Consider the following 20,977-nt stretch of genomic DNA (forward strand, 5'->3'; position numbering starts at 1 on the left):
TCCCAAGCACCAACACAAACGCGCCCTCGTCTTAACGGCAAGAAAACTTGTGCGTCTGGTCGATGTGCTGCTACGCAACGACCAACTTTATACGCCACGGAGGAAGGTGAACAACGCGAAGGGATAACGCCTCCTTTGTCAAAGTCCTTCATGGATTCCCAGTAAAATTCTGGTAAAAAATCGGATTTTAGGCTGGGTCTGATTTGATGCGTCCATTTTTCCTGACTGATCTACTTTACGGCCAAGAAAATTTCCAATTCGATTGAATCAGGGACTTGACATCATACCGCTGGACTTATTTTTGGGTCAAGTTCCTTTTAGAAGACCATTCATACTCCGCCTCTATATAAATACAACGAACAAGAAAATTCAAAATCGACAGATGAATAAAAATCTTAAAAATCTTTTCCAAACTATCTATATAGAAATATAGGCATGAGAGTATTATTTGACGCTAACTTTTGAATCAAGTCCAATAGAATTTAATTCCATTATACTCTAATTATTTAAGCCTCGCACCACACTAAACTGGACGTTAGCTCAACAAAAAGAAGCCGATCGTAATGACCGGCTGCCGCTGTTGATTATCGATAAGCTTTGATCTGGAATAGCGATCCGTCGTTGATAACCTTTCCATCGGAAACCATTCAAACCATCGTAAACACACGGTCGCAAATGGCCTCGACATCGCGTTGGTCATGAGTTACAAACAAACATGTTATTCCGGCTTTTCTCAATATATTCCCTAGCTCGCCGCGAATATGTTCTTTCAGATCGGCATCCAAGTTGCTGAATGGCTCGTCCATCAACAAAATGATAGGTTGAGGAGCAAGCGCTCTTGCCAGTGCAACCCGCTGCTGCTGACCACCGCTCAATTCATGAGGGTATCTTTTTTCATAGTCTCTCAGCTGGACAAGCTCCAGCATCTCTTGCACCCGTTTGGCTCGTTCGCTTCCCGAAAGACGGTGCAATCCGAACTGGATATTTTTGGATACGTTTAAATGCGGGAATAAGGCATAATCCTGAAAAACCATGCCGACCGACCGCTTCTCCGGTGGAATATACGTGGCCGCGTCCAGCACCGTCTTGCCCGAAATCACAATCGACCCTTTCAGCGGAGATTCCAAACCCGCGATCAAGCGAAGCAGTGTGCTTTTGCCCCGTCCGCTTGGCCCTAATATTCCCACGATTTCTCCTTTATCCATGCAAAAAGAGAAGTTATCGATGATGTTCGATGTACCCGAATAAGAAAAAGTTAAGTTTTGAATCTCAACAAAACTCATGATTCCAACTTCTTTCCTAGTTGATGAAAAATCAGTACAGATATTAAGCTTATCGCAATGATAAATAAAGAAGGCACCGACGCCTCAATAATTTGTTCATCGCTTGCGTATTGATAAGCTCTTGTAGCCAATGTTTCGAAATTAAACGGTCTGAGCAGCAAGGTGATCGGCAGCTCTTTAATAATCTCCACGAAGGTTAGGATGAATCCGGTAATAATGGAGCCCTTGATCATCGGTAGGTCAACCTTGAAAAAAGTCCCCGTAACCCCGTGTCCAAGCGTCCGCGAGGCCTCCGCATACTTCGAGCCGATTTTTTCAAAACCTGCCTCTACTGCGTTGTAACCGACGGCCATAAAACGAATGACATAACCGGCAACTGCCATCGCAAGCGACAAGCTAATAATGAGTGGCGACTTGCCTAGCCCCATTTGTTGATATACCGGGGCGAAAAGATGATCCAAATGGATACACACCGCCAACACCCCGATAGCGATGATCGCTCCCGGAATGGAATATCCTGCCGTCGCGCATTTGGAAATAATAAAAGAAAAACCGGATCTGCGAACACGTGCTACGTTGGCGACCACGACCGACAATGTCATTATAATGATCGTCGCAATCAACGCCACTTTTAAAGTATTTAAGGTTAACTCCAAAAACTTTGGAGTTAGAACCTCCTTGTATGTCATCCCCGCCCAAACGATAATTTGCAAGGTCGGAATGACGAATGAACAAGAAAACACGGCAACGCAGAGCAGCAATACCGCCGCTGCGGCCGGACCTTGCAACCGCTTCGGAACGATCGGCCTCATCTTGCTGGTGGAGGAGCTAAACATTCGGTTACGGCGCAGAAGACGTTCAAAAATGAACACGACGATGATCCCTATCATCAGCCACGCCGCCAAACGCATGGCGGACTCCACATCGTACATCCCGAACCAGGTTTGAAAGATGGCTGTCGAAATCGTGTGAATACCAAAATAACTGGTCACTCCATAATCGCTCAACACCTCGAAGATGACCAGTGTGACGCCGCCAATGACGGCTGGGCGGGATATAGGCAGCACCACCCGGAAGAAAATCGCCACTCCGCCTTTCCCCAATAATCTGGCATTCTCAATATAAGAGGCGCTTTGACGCTCCAAGAACGATCTTGTAATCAGATATACATATGGAAACAAAAACATCGTAAAAATAAACACCGCGCCCCGCAGCGACATGACATCAAAGTAACTCTGATCCAGCGTGACCCCAAATTGGGTACGCAATGTTTTTTGCACAACACCGGTATAACTCAGCATATTAGCATAAGTATACGCCGCAATGTATGGAGGAATCGCTAACGGCAGAACTAGGGCCCAACGAAATAACCGCTTTAGCGGAAAATCGTATGCGGCCACGAGCCACGCCAACAAAACACCGATAACCACGCTGAGCAGTACCGTAAAAAAGACCAGGCTAAGCGAGTGCAGCATGTAGTCTTTGATTAAAAATTGCTTGATTTGCTGCCAATTTTTATTCGGCCGCTGAAACAACGAGATAAATACATAGAAAATGGGCAGCATCAAAACTGCTGCCCCCGTTATGCTTATAACCATCCAACTGTTTGCGTGTTTACGGATATCACGCATCGCAGTTTGCAAGTTCATTGTTATTTCCAACCCACTTTGTTGTAAATTTCCATCGCTTTTGCATTGTTCGTGCCGAGTTTGGCGAAATCAACTTGTTGAGACTTAAATTCTCCCCATGTTGCCAGCAAATCCGCTTTTTGCGCAGCGCTGTTTACCGGGAACTCGAAGTTTTCTTTGGAATACTGGGTCTGTGCATCTTTGCCTGTCAAATACTCAATTAATTTTACAGCATTTTCTTTATTTTTGCTATCTTTGATAAGTCCGGCGCCGCTAATGTTCAGATGCGTTCCTGTTGTAGCTTGATTCGGGAAAAATACGCCGATACTATTGCCGACCTTCACTTCTTCCGCATCCTTGGAAGCCAGCAGCAGTCCGACGTAGTAGGTATTCATGATTCCGACATCTCCTTCACCGGCTACGATAGCTTTTGCCTGGTCACGGTCTCCGCCTTTCGGAGTACGTGCCATATTGGCTACGATGCCTTTAGCCCATTCTTCCGCCTTCTGCGGACCATTCAGCTCGATTAGGGAGGCGAACAACGACTGATTGTACATTACTGTCGATGAATTGACCAACAGCTTGCCTTTCCATTTGTCGCTCGCCAAATCCTCATAAGTCGACAGTTGCTCGGGCTTAACGCGGTCTTTCGAATATACAATCACTCTTGCGCGGGTGGCTAACCCGATCCATTGGTTATCCGCATCGCGGTATTGCTTGGGCACATTTTGCTCGACAACGGGTGATTTCACCGGCTGCAAAATGCCTGCCTGTTTCGCATTGTTCAAAATTCCGCCGTCAACGGTTATGAACAAATCGGCCTCTGTGCTTTGACCTTCACGTTTGATCCGCTCGATCAATTCTTCTGCCTTTCCTTTAACTACGTTCACTTTGATTCCGGATTGTTGGGTGAATTGGTTGAATAACACGTCATCAACGGCATAGGTTCTTGCGGTATATACGTTGACTGCCTGATTTTTTGCTTTATCTGATTGCTCGGGCGCCTTTTCTGCCGTTCCCGCTCCGTTTGCCGCTTGGCCTGCCTGGCCTCCCCCGCATCCGGTAAGTAATGCCGTCCCTATGACGGCGCTTAAAATTACAGAAGTTAACTTGCGTTGTTGCATTTTGAAAGACACTCCCTTTTTATTTGCTGATAATGATTATCATTAACATTTAATAAGTTAACATGCCTTAGAAATAGTGTCAACTAAAAAATTATTGCATGGATCAATGCCAAGTTAAGAAGTCTTTGAAGTGGCGAATTTGTTGTTTTTGTTGATGACGCTCTAGAACAAACTGACGTGCTTAAAGGGTTTCAAAAAGTTGATTACGAGGCATTCCGCCAAGAACGAAATCGACGGTACAATCATCTTTGGAAAGTGCGAAGCATAGACGGTTCCGTGCAAATGCCCGCGACTGCTTGAGAAGGTTGGGAGAAAAAACATGTGCGTTAAATGGTCAGCCGTAGTTTTTTCTGCACGTGAAAAAACCGGCCTTGCGGCCGGCTGGCGATCTTGCGAAAGTAATTATGGCTGCCTTAGACAGACCTCATCTTCTGCAGCTGCGCCTCAAGACGGTCTAAGTATTGTTCGTTGGCTTCTGGGACATAAGTTGGGATAATCGACACCATTCGGTCCATGCCAGTTCCTCGTATGATTAAAACGTTTGGATGTTCTCCAACCTTGCCCAGCTTGTCCAGCATCACTAACTGCGCCCAACCTTTCCTGGAAGGATCATTTACTGCAGGTATAGGCAACTCCGCTTGGCGCATCTGTAACTTGACCCCGATGATGAACATTGTGTTTGATCAATCATTTGCTTCAAACCTTGTCCCGTTTCTCTATATCTACTGCCTGCTGTTCGTTAAGAAAATCGTTCACCGCATAAAAATAACCGTTTAAATCGTCGGCGTGGACACCGTGACCGCACTGTTCGAACACGATAAGCTTAGTGTTGGGTCTTCGCTCTTCCATACGTCTCGCCTGCTCCGTATCAAGAATGAAGCTCTTCCCGCCGTGAATTAGCAGAATCGGGCAACTCGAACCTGACCAGTCATCCCACCAAACCCCGTTGGATTGAGGAACGGATACTCGCAGCCCCTCCAGATCCGTTCGGAATCCCCAACCTAGTTCATCCTCAAACACGCTTTCGGCAAAATAATCAATAGCCCGGAGCCCGGAGCTTGCAAGCGATTCTCTCAGCTCCTTTAGGGAAGCCGATCGGATTGGAAGCTTGTCGGCAAAGGAGAAATCGGCGTGAATCTCCGCACCAATATCCTCGACGATAACGGCCTTCACCATTTCGGGATAACGGGCTGCGAATTGATAAGCATTCAATCCGCCCAAAGAATGCCCCAAGATCGTCACAGCGTGCCCCCCAAGTTCCGACCGGACGAGGTTCAGGATATCCTTCACGTAGTCATCCCTTGCGTATTCCTTCCCGGGCGGATGATCGCTCCAACCGTGTCCGCGTTGATCCAGAGAAATAACGCGCCAATCTTTGAAGCGCACGGCCAGCTCCGAAAATGATCTTGCATTGGCCATATACCCATGCAGCATAACAAGTACTCGTTCGCTGTCTCCACCAAAATCCAGGTAGGAAAGCCGAAGATTCCCCGATTGAAAGTATTTCCTCATAGCCGAATCGTTATGGCTTGAATTCATCATCATGTCTTTTCTCCCATCTATATAAGCTATAGTCTCGCTTGCATCCATCTTAAACGCTAATGGTGACAACTATCGTCATAATTGATCTAATTATTTTCAGCCGCTGAGAGGCAAATCATGGATCCCAAGCTTTCGTTGTTGTTGTCCATACATACCAGCCAACGCGGCGGCTATCGCCATAAAGATTGCGCTGGACGCGACGCCGAATTGCAAGCCGTACCGTTCGACCACCACCCCTCCAATGATAGGACCGATAATCTGCCCGGAGGCAAAAAAGGCAGTGGCTATGCTTAAGGCCGCCGCATAGACACTGTGAGGGACATGACGCCGAAGAAGCGCGGTCGTCATCAGCGGCGGGGTAATGAAGGAGACCAACCCAATCATGATCGCGCCCAGTGCCGTAAAAAACATATTATCGGTAGTAACGACACTCACACCGATCGTCCCCAAGGTTAACCCCGACGCAAGCGTATAACCGCTCGGCCATCGGTCAATGGCTTTGCCTCCGATCCATCCGTTAAACAAACCCGCAAATCCGATTCCGGACCAGATCAACCCGGCATAAAGGGACGGAATACCTTTGCTCACCAGATAGGGAATCAAATACGTGAAATAGATGATGTATCCCCAACCAAAGAAGAAATAAGAACCGATTAAAAACAAGAGCTTCTTCGGGTTCAACAGGAGACGATACACATTTACGCTTTCCTGGTCCCGTGGCTTCGATTCCGTTTGTGAGGGTATTTTTGCAGTTCCCCGCTTTTTGGTGACGAACTCGAAACCGAACGCGGCAATTACGCCGAATACGCCCATGGCTACCCAAGCATATCGCCACCCCAGCAAGTGAGAAGGATCTATGGTAAAGGGGGCGAATAAACCCGTCACTAGAATGCCGGCTGATCCGCCCAGCCATATAAGACCCGATGCCACTCCCCGTTCCGCCGGTCGAACGGCATCCATAGCAATGGACAGGACTAATACCGTGGCGAAGGCCGACAACAAGCCAATTGCGAACCGCCATAGCCCGAGTTGGGTGAAATGATCACTGAATGCCGAGCCGATCATAGCCAATCCTAGCAAAAAGCACGTCATTCGATTGATAGCATGCTTGCGGTCCGGAAACCGCGAGATCAAAGGAGAAAGACACAGGGTTCCGACCAAATAACCGATAAAGTTGACTGTGCCTAAAATGCCGAGCTGTCCGTAGCTTCCTCCGATCACCCTCTGTATCCCAGGCAAGAACATGCCGTAGGAGAGCCGGGAAAAACCGAGAATGACGACAAACAAAAGCGATGCCCATAGAGTGATCCAATTGAATGCAGATTTTGTGCCCATAGCCCCATCTTCCCTAAATTTTTTTGTTGTTACTAGTGTAAATTGTCGGGAAAGTTTTGTAAAATTGAATTAGATGAATAAAACGTTCATAAATCTTAAACCAAAGGTGATGACAATGGATCTTCGAGTTTTAAAGACCTTCGAGGCTTGCGTGCGACTTGGTCATTTTCTAAAAGCCGCCGAGGAACTACAATATGCTCCCTCTACGGTAACCCTTCAGATCCAGCGTCTTGAAACTGATCTTGGCGTTACTTTATTCGTACGCGACGGCAAACGCGTGATCGTGACCGAAGCCGGCCGATGGCTCCATCATGAAGCCTCGGCTTTACTGAAGCTAATCGGATCCATGAGGCAGACCGTCTCCGATATCGCGGCGGGGGATAACGGCTCCGTTCGTTTCGCCGCTATCGAGCCCATCGCAAGCCAGCAGCTAGCGACCGTTATAGCCGACTTTTGCAAAAATCGACCGAAAGTGGAATTAACCATGGAAGTAAGCGGCAGCAGATCGATCGCGGAAAGGGTTCAGGCCGGCGAGCTGGACTTCGGCGTTTGCTCGGCTCCATCGGCGAACCTACTGTTGGAGTTTGAACCGCTGATCGAGGAAAGATTAGGGGTCTTGTTAAACACGAATCACCCATTAGCCGACCGAGACAGCATCACAACTGACGATCTCGCGGGGCTAACCGTTCTGGTCAAAGAATCGACTTGTATTTATCGGGAGCTCTGGGAAATGGCGGTTTATCCAACCGGACAAAACGCTTTCTCTTGCATCGAGGTTGGAAGTATCTTTGTAATTCAACAAATGGTTAAGGCACAGCTCGGCGTCGGAATTGTTCCAATATACAACGGTCTGGAACAGACAGGCTCACTTGTCATCAGACCTTTCGCCGATCCGAATCCTGTCGTCACTATAGGCATCGCTTATAAAAACAAAAACTTTTTGGGCAAGGCAGCATTATTGCTAATGAATGCCATTAGGGGCATCCGCGAACCCAAGCCTACGCTCCCGACCGCATGATTAAGGATTCTACTTATTGCATCATGAAGCTAAGCATAATACCTTATACTTTTATCTAAAAAGAGCTTTCCATAGCCACCCTTTCGGGCGATTATAAAAAGCTAATCTGTTTTGCAGCGTCTATCGCGTTCGTTTAAAATTTTTCAGGAAACTGTTTGACAATGCCATCTGTCAGGATGTCCACAAAATGAATCATCCGCCTGATTGCCCGCTTTGGCAGCCGCTACAATTTTCCCTGCGATCAGAATATGCTCTCTCAGAAGATCGGCCAGCTTATTGCCGGCGGCTTCCCCATAATAAGGCTTGATCACATTGCCTATGTCCTGCTGGTTCCGCAAAAGCCGGTCCAATACGTCCTTCTGATCTTGACGATTAGATATGGCGCTGACAATTATAGCTTCTTGTCCATATCGTATGGTCGATCCACACCTTCTGCATATCGACTTTCAGCTGCACCATTTTGGGACTTAGGCAAGCCAAATCCTTCTTTTCGACCACCTTCGCTTGCACGGATACTACTGCCGACGTCATGCTAAAAACGAGCGCCAAGGTTAACAGCAGCGCCAGCAGCCACTTGTTTTTCACATTTATCTGCTCCTCTGTACGTTTGGAATAAACTGGCGGTTTTATTATGCTTGAAATATCCGATTTTATACAGATGATTATTTACGGCGTTCCGCCATTCTGCGAAACCATGCATAGATCGGGGCCCAAGATTTGTACGACATGGTTTAATCGCATCATTCTTACAAAAATAAGACCCCCGATCAGTAACGGGGGTTGTTTTGTTGCATGATCTTTTATTTTTCATTACTGGTCTGCCCTCGATACATATGCGAATGAGGTGTACTTCCACTCACCGTTGTTGTTCCTTCAAAGTAATGAATGTGCCCACCACCGGGAAGCGGGACTGCTGGACCGGTCTCTCCTCGAATAATATGACTGTGCTGAGCATTAAACGAAGTTACTGTTGCGTATCTATGAACATGTTGCACCCCGCTGGGAGCCGGTTCGGTCGTTCCTGCATAATCGTGGCGGTGGCCGACATCAAATGAGGTAATACCCGCAAATTCATGTACATGGACGGGCCTTCCATTCCATGAGGTGATAAATAATTTGTGGGAATGTAAAGAATCGTGATCATTCCCGTTATCGACAACAAATCCTGTAATCGGAATTTCCATTACTGTTCCCCTTCCTTGAGTTTGCTTTATTGTATGTCGGGTATATACGATGGGAGCAAGGTCCGTTTGGAAATATTCTATTGCTCGCATTTCGGCGGTTTTTTCATTTTCACATCCGTAAGAGCACGGTTCCATTGTAACAGGGAAGCTTTGCTTGCATGACCAGCATTCAGCAAATCTTTAGATGTCCCTTGTCATGGTTCATTTCCTGCATTTTCGCATTGAATAAAAAGCGGTCTCCGTTGTATGGTGAATTAAGGAGGCGATTCAATGTTTCGTAAAATGTTACGTACCCATAAATGGAAAAGGCTGCGGATCCGTATTTGGGAGAAAAGGCTTCTTTCTCAATTGACGCTTATTTCTCATCGTTTGTCGCCTGCTATACAATGCTCGCTTCATCTTTCATGGGGCCCCTTCTATGGCGGTTCGGTTATTTTGGACCGAACATGTAAAAAAGCTAAAATTTATATACAAATCCCTTATGACCGATATACCACCTCAGACGAACAACAAGTGATGTTCCGATATCGAATCACTGCAAATGCGCTGCCCTATTTTATTTTCTTTCATGAATGCTTCCATCTCATCGATGTTTTGTCTTATTTACAGCACAATGAAGGAAAAGGCCTTGAAACGTATCAAGCCACTATGAAGAGTACGGTTCGAGCGTCCAACCATTATCGATCCATTCATGTTGAACAATGTGCAGATGATTTTGCTTATCAACAATATATGGATCTATGTGAAAAGGCAGGTTAAACCGACTGTCTTTTGCGGGCGGTGTAACGTTCTAATTATTTTTGCCATTGAATATGGATTACAGTTGACTTCTATTATTCGGAGGGAACAATGGAAAGCGTCATTTCGGTGAAGAACGTTTGGCTGCGCTACGGTTCACGCCACGATTGGATACTTCGGGAAATCAATCTTGCCGTTTACGAAGGCGAATGGGTTACGATCGTGGGCGGGAACGGTTCCGGCAAATCAACGTTAGTTCGGTTGTTTAACGGCCTTCTCAAGCCTTCATTGGGAGATGTCACCGTTTATGGAAAGACGACAAGCGACGTTCGGAATCTGATGACGATTCGCCAACATGTCGGGATGGTGTTCCAAAACGCGGATAATCAGATTGTGGGCGTCACCGTCCAGGAAGACACAATCTTCGGTTTATATAATATAGGTGTTGCTCAGGAACAAGCTGAACACCGCTGCCGCGATGTTTTACAAAGGCTTGGGCTCTATGAGATAAAAGACCATCCTCCCCATCTTCTATCGGGTGGCGAAAAACAAAAGCTGGCGATTGCCGGAGTTTTGGCGATGGAGCCAAAAGTGATTGTTTTTGACGAGTGCACTTCAATGCTCGATAGCAAAAGCGCGAAAGAAGTTCATAAGATCATGTCGGATCTGCACAACTGCGGGTTCACGATTATCCAGGTGACCAACGAGATTGAAGAGATATTCACAGCCGATCGTCTTGTGGTCATGCGGAAAGGGACCATCCGGTTCGATGGAACGCCTCGCGAAGCGGTAGACAATCCGGCTGTTTTTAAAGACTCTGCGCTGCCCCCTCTATTTTCAGTTCGAATACATAACCTTCTCTACGCGAGCCGAAACCTCCATTTACCAACTGCGATAGAACGTGAATTGGCGGATCCATTATGGAAATTTGTTTAGAGAACTTAAGCTGCATACTTGCGAACGGAACTCCTTTTCATAAAAAGGCCATCGACCGAATTTCAATAAACATTCCGAACGGGCAGTTCGTTGCGATCATGGGTCCGGCCGGGAGCGGAAAAACGACGTTGGCGCAGGCGATTGGAGGCCTGATCGTCCCCGACTCCGGCGATCTGCGGATCGGGCGTTATCGAATAAATAATAAAGCTTCTCGCCGGCACCTGTGGAAAATGGTTGGATTTTTGTTCCAGTTCCCTGAGCACCAAGTGTTCGAGGATACCGTTTTCAAACATATCGCTGCCGGGCTGAATCGATCCGGCATGAGGCCGGAGTTGATGGCCGAACGGGTGCAACAAGCCATGGAAGCGGCAGGGTTATGCTATGCGAAGTTGAAAGACCGTTCACCTTTTCAGGTCAGCGGCGGGGAATTACGACGGGTTGCCCTGGCAGCAATATTGGCTTCGGAACCAAGTATTCTCATACTTGATGAACCGACAGCCGGCCTTGACGGCTGCGAACGGGACAGGATCTTATCGTTCATAAAGCGGATTCATGAGGACAAAAGAATAACAGTTCTGTACATCACTCACCGGCTCGAGGAAGCACTCGAGTACTCGGACCGCATCTTGGTATTAGACCACGGGAAATTGTTTGCGGATTTTCACCCTGGCGAAATTCGCGCCAACTGGCATAGATTGGAACATATCGGTTTTGTGAAAACGCCCTTGCTTCGTTATTTGGATTGGCTCGAGAAGCGGTTCGCCGACAGCCTGCCCGCGAATATTTATAAGGAAGATCAATTGGTGTCGTTCATCGTCAGTATCATAAGGGGGAACTAGCGGCGTGCAATGGTTTAGACTTCTGCCTATCGGGCGGTATATGGAGGCGCGCTCTTTTTTGCACGACTCCGATCCTCGTTCAAAACTTATTTTTGCAGCTGTCTATTTGTCGTTGATCGCCTCCTCGAGCGATATAACCAGCCTATTTTTCTTTGGATTTGTTACTCTCGTCCTTGTCTTCGTATCAAGAGTGCCGTTTGCTTATTTGTGGCACGGCCTGAGAGGGCTGCTGCCGCTTCTTCTCGCATTTGCTATTTACCACCTTTGGTTAAACGATAATGGCGAAGTTTCCTGTTCTTGGGGAGGAATCGCCATCCACAATGAGGGCATAAAAAATGCGCTTATCGTTCCAAGTAAGCTTGTGTTTCTTATTATTACAGCGGCAGTTCTCAGTTTGACGACCCCCCCGGCAAAATTGGCAGACGGTCTGGAAACGATTATGCGCCCGCTCAGCTTCATTCGGTTTCCTGTTCATGAATTTGTGTTTATAGCCTCGGTAGCCTTCCGCTTTATTCCAATCTTTATCGACGAAGCGGATGCGATCCTGAAAGCGCAAAAAATAAGGAGTACAGGCATTGAAGGAAGCTTCGTTCGGATAAAAATACATTTACTTTCCCAGCTTCTCTTCGCTTTGTTCGTTTCTGCATTTCGCCGCGCGGAACAATTGGCTCTCGCCATGGACGCCCGTTGTTACATCGCTGAAAATCGCATGCGAACAAGTCGTTTGCGCTTTGGCTGGCGTGATTGGATTGTTATCATTTCCGCACTGATCCTGCTCTTGATTCCGTATTTCGAACATTTCCGGGCCATATCCAATTAAAAGGGGCTGTTTTCAGTCGATGAACCAATTGAAAAATTACTGGTTAATACCTGTATGCGAAGAAGCTTCGTTGATTAACACGCGTTTTCGCACAGCCGAATTTGCAACCAGAAAAATGACAATTACCGCATTTCTTGCAGCTCTGGCTGCCATTTTTCAATCAATGGGAGGATTGCTGCCAGGGATAGGCTTCTTGATTAGTCCTTTCGCCACGGCCCCCGTTGTGTTATGCTGTGTCCTTTCTTTCCGTTCAGGTTTAACCGCATATTTGCTTGCTATTTTATTGCTCTTTTTTATCCAACCGGGAGAACTTATCGTATTCCCTTTCACAACAGGACTATTAGCGCTCGGAATTGGCGGAGCGTTTGTATATTCAAAAACTCGACTATCGGCTGTGATGGCGGGATCGTTGTTTTTATGGGTGGGAATCTTCTTGTTGCTCTACATTTTCGCTTTCCCGTCCTGGGCCCTGCGTTTTCTTCAACGTTCAACATAAGTACAATCGCGATGGTCTTCTGCTTCTGTTTTTTCTATAGCTGGCTATGGGTTGATTTAAGCAGGTGGTTCATCCATAAAATAAGCAAAGTAATCGATATATTATAAGGATCCCCATAGGCTTGGTTATTGGCCGGGAAACATGGGATATGTTGTTCCTGTGTAAGGCGATGCCTGGGAGCCAGTTACCCCGTGTAATAATAAACAATTCGAATCATACTCTTATAAAAGAAAACAATAAAAAGGAGGGTAAAGTTAATTGATAAAAGTTAAAGTCAGTTTGCGGCCCATTGTTAGTAAGCTAAATTTACCCACTGTTTTGAAAACAGCTATACTTCCGGGTGACTCAATCGAAAGATTATTTATTGCAACCCAGGTAGGAGAGATTTTTTACATAGGAAACGGAGTTATTGGGACTTTTTTAGATATTCGCTCACGAATCTTAAAACTAGGTGTCTCCAGTGGCGGATATGATGAACGGGGATTGTTAGGGCTAGCATTTCATCCCGAATTTAATAATAATGGTCTTTTTTATCTTCATTATTCAGTAGCTGGAACCCAGGGTCCAGGTGCTCTTCCAGGTGCTTTTGAATCTTTTAAGCCTAACCCGTGTGATGCTGGAACCTTAAACCTAAAGTGGATAAATAGAGAAATTCAATATGATCATATTGATACTGTTGAAGAATGGATTCTGCAATCGAATGGCCAACCTCAAAAACGGCGGACATTACTTAATATAAGAAGACCATTTTTAAATCATAATGGTGTAAATAGCTTAAACTTTTCACCTGAAACAGGAAAACTTGTTTTGACAACCGGTGATGGCGGTTCAGGCTATGATCCATTTAATTTAAGCCAAAATGATATGGAAATAGCAGGTAAAATAATCGAAATTGATGTCGTTAAGAATACATTTATCGATAATCCGCCCGTAGTTACACGTTTTAATGAGCTGCCCGCACCTATTCAGGAAACGCTTACGGTAATTGCCAAAGGAGTTCGCAATATACCGGGCATTTCATTTCAAAGGTTTTATAATCAGTATATCAAATACGTAGGAAATGTCGGACAGGATCTCGTAGAGTCGATTTTTTCATTTGTTCATTATAAACCAATACCGGTTACTCAGCTTATTCAAGCATCTTTAATGGAATCCGAACCTGACCAAGAAGGCTTTATTAACTTTGGCTGGCGAGGGTGGGAAGGTGCTTTTCTTACTTCGTTTATAAAGGGCTGCTCCGCAAATCCGGCATTGAATGAGAAAACAATCGCTTATTACGATGATGCGGTAAAAATTTCAGTGCGTCGCCTTCCGCCTCTCATTAGTTATTTTCATGAGGATCCCCGAGCCGATAAGTTTAGAGCAACTGCGCTCACAGGAGTCCAGACCTATATGGGGAATGGAATCCCCGGTTTAACGGGAAGTGTCGTGTTTACCGATCTTGCCCAAGGCGCAGAATCTCAACCTTCGGTTAGAGGGGTTTTAGCTTATACCAGGGTAAGATCGGATTGCAAACTAAATGATTTTAGTGTTATTGAAACTGATTATAATTTTGGGTCACAATCAGCTTATTATGTTAGTTTGGGAACGAATCTGAATCAAACCAGACTATATTTAGGGGTTTATGGCTCTATGAAAGTGGCCGATTCTAACCAAGGTACTGTTTTTGAAATTGTTCCATGATTCGTTTGCCTTCTAGAATCATTCGTGTATCATACTTTGAAGTGCAGGCACAGGTTTTCCGGTCAAACTGTTTTCAAGCAAGCATGTCGATAAACCGCGGCATTCTTAGTTGTCATCCATATTGTTACACATTTTATGACGTGATTTTTCATCCTTTTTAACAGGGCATAGATGTAATGGGTTATTTAATAGCTTGGTGCCATGTATCTTCGATATCTTTAAAATTATTAAATCCGATTTTTTTATAAAAACTTTTAGATTCAGGGGCGGATATAAGGAACATCAATGTATCCTTTTCTAACTGTGGTTTTAAATACTCTACTAGTCCTTTGCCGATTCCCATTCCCTGGTACTCAGGGTCAACAGCAATATCGTTAATGTAACAATCAAAGCAAAAGTCTGTGAATGCTCTCAGGAAACCCACTAGCTTCCCGTTATGCCAAGCGGATACTTTGTATTTCCATTTTGAACATAACTGCCCGCAAGTTCAACGAGCTGCCAAAGTGGCGAATTTGTTCACGTGAAAAAACCGGCCTTGCGGCCGGCTGGCGATCTTGCTGAAAGTAATTATGGCTGCCTTAGACGGACCTCATCTTCTGCAGCTGCGCCCCAAGCCGGTCTAAGTTTTGTTCGTTGGCTTCCGGGGCATATTTTTTGACTGCGTTAAATTCAGAAGCAGTTTCGAAAAGCTGGCGCCAGGTAAGTCTGGTTTTGCCGCCAAGATCCTCAAAGATGGCCGTTAGCTGAAATCGAGGTGCAGAAATATGCCTCAATACGATCCGCTCAAGCCCGATTTCGACAAACTCGCTTTTGTTGGGGTAATCGACGCCATTCGGTCCATGCATCACAAACTGCCATGTCCCGCCCGGCCGTAAATCAAATTCGTGAAAAGTATTCTTAAAACCGTTCGGACCCCACCACTGCGCCAAATGATCCGGTTTTGTCCAAGCCTCAAAAATGAGTTCGCGGGGTGCGTCGAAAACACGCGAACCGATAAATTCGTACTCTTCCGCAGCGCTGGTATCGTTGTTTACTGCCTGGTTTTCTGTCATTCCAGTTCCTCCCTGTATGAATAAAACGTTTAGATGTTCTCCAACTGCTTGCCCAGCTTGTCCAGCATCTCCTTGGTGCCGTGTTCGCGCTGAGCCGGTGTATCGTGGCCGTCCAGGAACACGCCTTGTTCAGTGAAAATCAGCTTCGTACCGGCACCTTCCGGCTTGAACTCGACGGTCGTCACGGAAATCGACATCCGCGTCTTATCCATATCCAAAGTGTAAGTGTATACAATACGCTCATTCGGGACAATGTCTTGATAACGGGCATCGAAGGTAAATACCGGTCCGCCGGGAGGACCTCCTTGACTTCTTTCCTCACCGCCGACACGGAAGTCCAATTCATCCGGTTTCGTAAACCATTGCTCTTTCAGCTTGGGGTCCGCCCAGCTGGCAAACACTCGCGCCGGCGAGGCTTTATACACCCGTTCGATGACGAAGGTATTATGTACGGCAAATTGTTCGTTCATGAATTTCAGCTCCCTTGATTTGGATCGTAGGAATGTCCGTCTACGAGATCGCCCAGCAGATCCAGGTGGCGTTCCCACGTCATCCGACGTTCGATAATATATTTTTCATGACTCTTTTTCATCATTTCCAGCAATTTTGTAAAATCGTCTACCGTCACGGGTTGTTTCAACTGCATCAGATTGAATACGTATTCCAATTCGGACAAAATATTTTGCTCCATCCGAATATTTTCTTTCAGACGGGCGATTTGCAGCGACACGATCTCCAGCGGGCTGAAGTGCCCGCCGGTTAATACGGACTTCACCTCATCCAGCGATAAACCGAGCTCTTTTAACGATAAAATTTGCTGCAGCCGCGACAGATCGGCTTCATTGTACAGCCTGTGTCCCGAATCGGAATGTGCCGAAGGCGAGAACAAACCGATTTGATCGTAAAACCGCAATGTTCGTATCGTGAGTCCTGTAAGCTTAGCAAGCTCTCCCACTTTCCAATGCCGCTTCATAATCATCCCCTTTTTGCTGCGCCAGCTGTTTACCGTTATCTATATTATAAAACATGACGTTACGTCAGGATCAAGTGTTTAGGTAAAATTTTTTTTGGAATTTATTTGTATACGCCGCGAGAAAATATGCGCGTATGTAAATTACTTTTTCGCCATCTTATATTTGAACAAAAAGAGCTTCAACCCACTGCAGTGAAAAATTGAAGCTCTCTCTAGTTTCTTATAATATCCGTTTTCAGCGGAGCTGAACAATTCTGATATTGCAAGAAAAGCTACATCTAAAACACGAATGTATCTTCGTCGGAAGGGCTTCGGTCAGAAGCTTTTCTTATAATATCAGAATTTATACGTTTTCAGCGGAGCTGAACTATTCTGATATTGCAAGAAAACCTACATTTAAATCGCGGTCGCTCATCTTGAATTTGCCTCGATAGAGGTTTTCTTATATATGTTGTAGTTTTCATCATACCGGCTGCATTATCTGTATAAACCTTCCCATCCGCTCCAGCGCCTTCTCCAAATCGACCAGCGAGGTTGCATATGAGCAGCGAATAAAGCCCTCTCCGCCTGATCCGAATACATGACCGGGTACGACCGCCACCTTCGCTTCCTTCAGCAGCCGAAGAGCAAACCGCTCAGATGACATGCCAGTAGAAGTAATTGAAGGGAAGGCATAGAAAGCCCCCTCGGGCTCGTGACAAGCCAGCCCGATTGCATTCAAGCCGGCCACAAACAGCTTGCGGCGTTCATTGTAGCTCGCCATCATCTCATCCTTGACAGCCAAGCCATGACGCAATGATTCGAGCGCAGCAATCTGTGCAATGGTGGGAGCACACATGGCTGTGTACTGGTGGATTTTCAGCATGCCGGCAATCAGCTCACGCGGACCGCACGCATAGCCTACCCGCCAGCCTGTCATCGCAAAAGCTTTGGAAAAACCGCTGATGACAATCGTACGCTCCTTCATGCCCGGCAAGGAGGCGATACTGACATGCTTACTCCCGTAAGTCAGCTCGGCATAAACTTCATCCGAAATGACGATCAGATTATGTTTGATAATGAGCTCTGCAATCGGCAGCCAATCCTGCTGTGTCATAACAGTTCCGGTCGGATTACACGGATAATTGATCATCAAAACCTTGGAATGAGGCGTAATCGACGCTTGCAATGCTTGCGGGGTCAGCTTAAACCGCTCCACTGCCGTAGACGCTACCTCCACGACTTTACCGCCATGCAGATGGGTAATCGGTTCATAGGCAATATAACTTGGCGCCGGAATCAGCACCTCATCACCCGGATTGATCACTGCCCGCAGCGCCAGATCGACGGCTTCGCTGCTCCCCACCGTCACGATGATTTCCTGCTCGGGGTCGTAGGAAAGCGCGAAGCTGCCGGCCAAATAAGCCGAAAGCTCCTCCCGCAGCTCCATCAAGCCGGCATTTGAGGTATATTTCGTCCGTCCTTCACGCAATGCCAAAATGCAAGCTTCACGTACCTTTTCCGGTGTCACGAAATCTGGCTCTCCGACTCCAAGGACAATTGTATCTCCGCCTGCCGCATTCAGATCAAAAAAAGCGCGAATTCCCGATGGCCGAATATCCCGTACACGCGAGGATAAAAACCGCCCTGAACCCTCTTCACTAAACATATTGCACCATCCCCCATTCCTGTTTCCGTTCATGGAGCGAACTAGCAATAATACGGTCCAGCAGCTGTACAAAGGTCATACCTGCTGCAGCCGCGCTCTTCGGAAGCAGGCTGCCCGCGGTCATTCCCGGTAACGTGTTTACTTCCAGCACGTAAGGTACATCCTGACACAAAATCATATCGACCCTTGCATAGACCTTGCACTGCAACAGCCGGTAGCCGGCAAGCGCCGCCTCGCGCACACGCTGCTCAGTAACAGGAGGAAGCTGGATCACCTTCTCCTCAGCGCAGCCTGCCTCATATTTCGCTTTATAGTCGAACCACTCCGAATGCACGGAGCGAATGCCGATAATCGGTAATACCTCGCCATCCACAATCGAGCAGGTAAGCTCCGTCCCTTTAATGTAGGGCTCAATCAAGATCGCCCGATCCAAAAAACTGCAAGCCTCCTGAACAGCCGGCAGCAGCTCCTTCTCATTATGCACAAGCCGGATGCCGATGCTGGATCCCCCCATATTCGGTTTCACAATAACCGGGTAGCCCAGCCGCTCCACTGCCTGCGGATCATAATCGTCCATCCCCTGCCAGCAAAGGCCTGCAGGCGTATGCATACCCGCTGCCTTCAGCAGCATCTTGGATAGCTGCTTATTCATGCATAAGCTGCTTGCCAGGACACCGCTGCCTGTATACGGAATGCCCAGCGTCTCCAGCGCTCCCTGCACCGTGCCGTCTTCACCATACTGGCCATGCAGCGCCAGCAGCGCGATATCGATTCCTGCCTGCTGGACCTGCGCGATTAAATCCGCTCGCTGCTCGATCACAATTGGAACCACTTCATAGCGGCTGCGATCCAAATGTTTGATCATCTGTTGACCTGTCCGCAGAGAAACCTCACGCTCAGAGGAAATACCGCCCATAATAACGCCAATTTTCATCATGACACCTCATTTTTCTTCAAAATCATTGTCTGGTTACGGGTTGTTCTGCCAATCGCCGTTGCCCATGGGTAAATACGAACGCTGGCGTTTTTCCAGAACAATTCCGTCTCTATAGCTCTTTTCTTAATCGTTATTCCTTAAGAAAGCTGCGCGCCTGTTCGCCGATGATTTGAATACCCCGTTCGATATTTTCATCCGTTACTCGTGAAAAACCAAGCCGCAATGTATTCGTCCCTTCGCCTTCTTGAATAAAAAACTTGTCTCCCGGTGTAAAAATAACACCCCGCTCTGTGCAAGCTTTCAGCAGCTGGCGCGTATTTACGCTTGTCGGGAAGGTGAGGAACATATGCAAGCCTCCGTCGCCAGACAGCTGCGCCTCTGGAAGATGCGCTTCACAGCATGCCTTTGTCAGCTCATATTTGCGCTTATACTCTGTACGTGCTTTTTTTACATACTTATCGAAATTTCCGTTAAGCAAATATTGGTATAAAATCGATTGATCGATTGTTGATGTATGAATGGTTCGTGCACGTTTAATGCTTTCCAGAGTGTCGATCAGCGCCCGGTCTCCAAGCACCCAGCCTACTCGCAAACCGGGGAACAGCACCTTGGAGAAGCTGCCAATATAGATGACTCCGTTCCCTTGCCCTGCTGTCGCTATTAAGGGGGCAACATGCGCTCCCGAGTAGCGCAGCTCCTCATTGAATCCATCCTCGATCACCGGAATCTGATAGCGCATCATTAATTTCATAACGGCGCTGCGTTTTGCCGGCGACATGACGATGCCTGTCGGATTGTGATAAGAAGGAGTCAAATAGGCAAGATCAAAGTTTTTGGTCTGCAGTACCGCCTCCAGCCGCTCTACATCAATACCGTCGCGTTCCATCGGAATGCCGGTAATCTCAAATCCTTGCAGCTTCAAATTTTTGATCGCTGTATGGTGGGTCGGATTTTCACAAATTGCCGCTCCGCGGCGTGCAGAAGGGCGCAATGCCGACAGCACAATGTCAAAGCCTTCTGTAAACCCGCCTGTAATCAGCATATCCTTGCCGCTTAGATTGACGCCCTTGTTCTCCATATAGTGCATCAGGTAATCGATCAGCGGCTTGTAGCCCTTGGCATAGCCGTAGTTGAGCAGCACCTGCCCTTCGATTGCCATCCGGTCCATAAAGGCTCGCCTTACATCCCCCAGATCAAACAGTTGCTCATCCGGAGCGATGCTTGTGAACGAGATGGTTCCTTTTGGTGCACGAATGCCTTGCTTCATCATATCCAGCTCTACAGCCGATACAGCATACTCGTTCATTCTTGCCTTCCAGTCGATCTGCCAGGTGACAGAGCCGTTAGCTTCTCCGTTATCTGCAGCCGACTGGCCCGCCATGGCGAGCACATAGCTGCCCTTACCGGGAATCGCATACGTAAATCCGTCATCCTCCAAGCCTTCATAGGCTGCAATGACTGTATTGCGGCTCACCTTCAACAGACCGCTCATTTCTCGTGTGGAGGGCAGCCTCTGATCCGCCTGAAGCGCCCCTTTTATAATTAAACGTTTGACGTATTCTTTCACTTGTATCGCGACCGGACGGTCACCGACGAGCTTGAAATCCTGGAACACCTTCATCGCCCCCATCTATAATGATGGCATAGAAGACGAAAGAAAAAAAGAACCACCGCACCGGATTTTTCATCCTTCGGTGGTTCTTCCGCTCTGGCTGCTGCTGTTTTTATGAAGCTTCGTTTC

The 20,977-nt window shown here is 47.0% G+C and carries 19 protein-coding genes and 2 pseudogenes; 7 read left to right on the top strand and 14 right to left on the bottom strand.

The window, feature by feature from the left end; genetic code table 11:
• Positions 1-647: 647 nt before the first annotated feature.
• From E1757_RS34105 to E1757_RS34125, 5 genes are all read right to left on the bottom strand, one after another.
• Positions 648-1,283 carry an ABC transporter ATP-binding protein gene (locus E1757_RS34105; RefSeq protein WP_133236703.1) on the bottom strand — a complete coding sequence of 212 codons (636 nt, stop codon included), beginning with the start codon at positions 1,281-1,283 and terminating at the stop codon, positions 648-650.
• On the bottom strand, positions 1,280-2,932 hold the full coding sequence (locus tag E1757_RS34110; protein ID WP_425464885.1) for an ABC transporter permease: 1,653 nt from the start codon (positions 2,930-2,932) through the stop codon (positions 1,280-1,282). The genes E1757_RS34105 and E1757_RS34110 overlap by 4 nt, the downstream gene beginning before the upstream one ends.
• A gap of 2 nt (positions 2,933-2,934) precedes the next feature.
• Positions 2,935-4,035, bottom strand: a complete 1,101-nt coding sequence (locus E1757_RS34115; RefSeq protein WP_133236705.1) for a Fe(3+) ABC transporter substrate-binding protein — start codon at positions 4,033-4,035, stop codon at positions 2,935-2,937.
• A gap of 696 nt (positions 4,036-4,731) precedes the next feature.
• Positions 4,732-5,580, bottom strand: coding sequence for an alpha/beta fold hydrolase (locus E1757_RS34120; RefSeq protein ID WP_133236707.1), 849 nt, complete (start codon positions 5,578-5,580; stop codon positions 4,732-4,734).
• A gap of 93 nt (positions 5,581-5,673) precedes the next feature.
• The gene (locus E1757_RS34125; protein WP_133236709.1) at positions 5,674-6,912 is read right to left on the bottom strand and encodes a YbfB/YjiJ family MFS transporter; all 1,239 of its coding nucleotides are present in this window, start codon (positions 6,910-6,912) and stop codon (positions 5,674-5,676) included.
• A gap of 73 nt (positions 6,913-6,985) precedes the next feature.
• Between E1757_RS34125 and E1757_RS34130 the strand changes: the two genes are divergently transcribed.
• On the top strand, positions 6,986-7,930 hold the full coding sequence (locus tag E1757_RS34130; RefSeq protein ID WP_246079711.1) for a LysR family transcriptional regulator: 945 nt from the start codon (positions 6,986-6,988) through the stop codon (positions 7,928-7,930).
• A 194-nt stretch (positions 7,931-8,124) separates the two neighbouring features.
• Here the strand turns inward: E1757_RS34130 and E1757_RS34135 are convergent.
• A pseudogene (locus tag E1757_RS34135) lies at positions 8,125-8,515 on the bottom strand (glycosyltransferase); the annotation flags it as partial.
• Positions 8,516-8,730: 215 nt separating this feature from the next.
• Positions 8,731-9,114: a YmaF family protein gene (locus E1757_RS34140; protein ID WP_133236713.1), complete on the bottom strand. Its 384-nt coding sequence runs from the start codon at positions 9,112-9,114 to the stop codon at positions 8,731-8,733.
• Between the two features lie 270 nt (positions 9,115-9,384).
• Between E1757_RS34140 and E1757_RS34145 the strand changes: the two genes are divergently transcribed.
• From E1757_RS34145 to E1757_RS34170, 6 genes are all read left to right on the top strand, one after another.
• The gene (locus E1757_RS34145) at positions 9,385-9,873 is read left to right on the top strand and encodes a hypothetical protein (protein ID WP_133236715.1); all 489 of its coding nucleotides are present in this window, start codon (positions 9,385-9,387) and stop codon (positions 9,871-9,873) included.
• A 90-nt stretch (positions 9,874-9,963) separates the two neighbouring features.
• Positions 9,964-10,788 (top strand): ATP-binding cassette domain-containing protein, encoded by an 825-nt coding sequence (locus tag E1757_RS34150; RefSeq protein WP_133236717.1) that lies wholly within the window; start codon positions 9,964-9,966, stop codon positions 10,786-10,788.
• Complete coding sequence (locus E1757_RS34155; protein WP_133236719.1) at positions 10,773-11,627, top strand: ATP-binding cassette domain-containing protein; 855 nt, start codon at positions 10,773-10,775, stop codon at positions 11,625-11,627. Before E1757_RS34150 ends, E1757_RS34155 begins: the two co-directional genes overlap by 16 nt.
• Positions 11,628-11,631: 4 nt before the next feature.
• On the top strand, positions 11,632-12,447 hold the full coding sequence (locus E1757_RS34160; RefSeq protein ID WP_133236721.1) for an energy-coupling factor transporter transmembrane component T family protein: 816 nt from the start codon (positions 11,632-11,634) through the stop codon (positions 12,445-12,447).
• A gap of 19 nt (positions 12,448-12,466) precedes the next feature.
• The gene (locus E1757_RS34165; protein ID WP_246079712.1) at positions 12,467-12,943 is read left to right on the top strand and encodes a hypothetical protein; all 477 of its coding nucleotides are present in this window, start codon (positions 12,467-12,469) and stop codon (positions 12,941-12,943) included.
• 258 nt (positions 12,944-13,201) lie between these two features.
• Positions 13,202-14,626 (top strand): PQQ-dependent sugar dehydrogenase, encoded by a 1,425-nt coding sequence (locus E1757_RS34170; protein WP_133236723.1) that lies wholly within the window; start codon positions 13,202-13,204, stop codon positions 14,624-14,626.
• Positions 14,627-14,807: 181 nt separating this feature from the next.
• On the opposite strand, the pseudogene E1757_RS34175 reads toward E1757_RS34170, so the two are convergent.
• From E1757_RS34175 to E1757_RS34205, 7 genes and pseudogenes are all read right to left on the bottom strand, one after another.
• Positions 14,808-15,068 (bottom strand): annotated as a pseudogene (locus tag E1757_RS34175) (GNAT family N-acetyltransferase); the annotation flags it as partial.
• 136 nt (positions 15,069-15,204) lie between these two features.
• A complete protein-coding gene (locus tag E1757_RS34180) occupies positions 15,205-15,678 on the bottom strand; it encodes an SRPBCC family protein (protein WP_133236727.1) in 474 nt (157 codons plus the stop codon).
• 29 nt (positions 15,679-15,707) lie between these two features.
• Positions 15,708-16,148 carry an SRPBCC family protein gene (locus E1757_RS34185; RefSeq protein ID WP_133236729.1) on the bottom strand — a complete coding sequence of 147 codons (441 nt, stop codon included), beginning with the start codon at positions 16,146-16,148 and terminating at the stop codon, positions 15,708-15,710.
• A 5-nt stretch (positions 16,149-16,153) separates the two neighbouring features.
• Positions 16,154-16,651: a MerR family transcriptional regulator gene (locus tag E1757_RS34190; protein ID WP_133236731.1), complete on the bottom strand. Its 498-nt coding sequence runs from the start codon at positions 16,649-16,651 to the stop codon at positions 16,154-16,156.
• Positions 16,652-17,114: 463 nt separating this feature from the next.
• Positions 17,115-18,299: an aminotransferase class I/II-fold pyridoxal phosphate-dependent enzyme gene (locus E1757_RS34195; RefSeq protein WP_133236733.1), complete on the bottom strand. Its 1,185-nt coding sequence runs from the start codon at positions 18,297-18,299 to the stop codon at positions 17,115-17,117.
• Positions 18,292-19,233 carry a D-alanine--D-alanine ligase gene (locus E1757_RS34200; protein ID WP_133236769.1) on the bottom strand — a complete coding sequence of 314 codons (942 nt, stop codon included), beginning with the start codon at positions 19,231-19,233 and terminating at the stop codon, positions 18,292-18,294. The genes E1757_RS34195 and E1757_RS34200 overlap by 8 nt, the downstream gene beginning before the upstream one ends.
• Positions 19,234-19,366: 133 nt before the next feature.
• On the bottom strand, positions 19,367-20,851 hold the full coding sequence (locus E1757_RS34205) for an aminotransferase-like domain-containing protein (RefSeq protein WP_133236735.1): 1,485 nt from the start codon (positions 20,849-20,851) through the stop codon (positions 19,367-19,369).
• Between the last annotated feature and the right edge of the window lie 126 nt (positions 20,852-20,977).

It is taken from the genome of Paenibacillus piri (genome assembly GCF_004354045.1).
Taxonomy (GTDB): Bacteria; Bacillota; Bacilli; order Paenibacillales; family NBRC-103111; genus Paenibacillus_S; species Paenibacillus_S piri.

Coding starts and splice junctions, on each gene's coding strand:
- E1757_RS34125 (WP_133236709.1), bottom strand. CDS start 6,912: ATGGGCACAAAATCTGCATTCAATTGGATCACTCTATGGGCATCGCTT.
- E1757_RS34115 (WP_133236705.1), bottom strand. CDS start 4,035: ATGCAACAACGCAAGTTAACTTCTGTAATTTTAAGCGCCGTCATAGGG.
- E1757_RS34105 (WP_133236703.1), bottom strand. CDS start 1,283: ATGAGTTTTGTTGAGATTCAAAACTTAACTTTTTCTTATTCGGGTACA.
- E1757_RS34200 (WP_133236769.1), bottom strand. CDS start 19,233: ATGAAAATTGGCGTTATTATGGGCGGTATTTCCTCTGAGCGTGAGGTT.
- E1757_RS34195 (WP_133236733.1), bottom strand. CDS start 18,299: ATGTTTAGTGAAGAGGGTTCAGGGCGGTTTTTATCCTCGCGTGTACGG.
- E1757_RS34140 (WP_133236713.1), bottom strand. CDS start 9,114: ATGGAAATTCCGATTACAGGATTTGTTGTCGATAACGGGAATGATCAC.
- E1757_RS34145 (WP_133236715.1), top strand. CDS start 9,385: ATGTTTCGTAAAATGTTACGTACCCATAAATGGAAAAGGCTGCGGATC.
- E1757_RS34110 (WP_425464885.1), bottom strand. CDS start 2,932: ATGAACTTGCAAACTGCGATGCGTGATATCCGTAAACACGCAAACAGT.
- E1757_RS34130 (WP_246079711.1), top strand. CDS start 6,986: ATGAATAAAACGTTCATAAATCTTAAACCAAAGGTGATGACAATGGAT.
- E1757_RS34185 (WP_133236729.1), bottom strand. CDS start 16,148: ATGAACGAACAATTTGCCGTACATAATACCTTCGTCATCGAACGGGTG.
- E1757_RS34150 (WP_133236717.1), top strand. CDS start 9,964: ATGGAAAGCGTCATTTCGGTGAAGAACGTTTGGCTGCGCTACGGTTCA.
- E1757_RS34120 (WP_133236707.1), bottom strand. CDS start 5,580: ATGATGATGAATTCAAGCCATAACGATTCGGCTATGAGGAAATACTTT.
- E1757_RS34180 (WP_133236727.1), bottom strand. CDS start 15,678: ATGACAGAAAACCAGGCAGTAAACAACGATACCAGCGCTGCGGAAGAG.
- E1757_RS34165 (WP_246079712.1), top strand. CDS start 12,467: ATGAACCAATTGAAAAATTACTGGTTAATACCTGTATGCGAAGAAGCT.
- E1757_RS34155 (WP_133236719.1), top strand. CDS start 10,773: ATGGAAATTTGTTTAGAGAACTTAAGCTGCATACTTGCGAACGGAACT.
- E1757_RS34190 (WP_133236731.1), bottom strand. CDS start 16,651: ATGAAGCGGCATTGGAAAGTGGGAGAGCTTGCTAAGCTTACAGGACTC.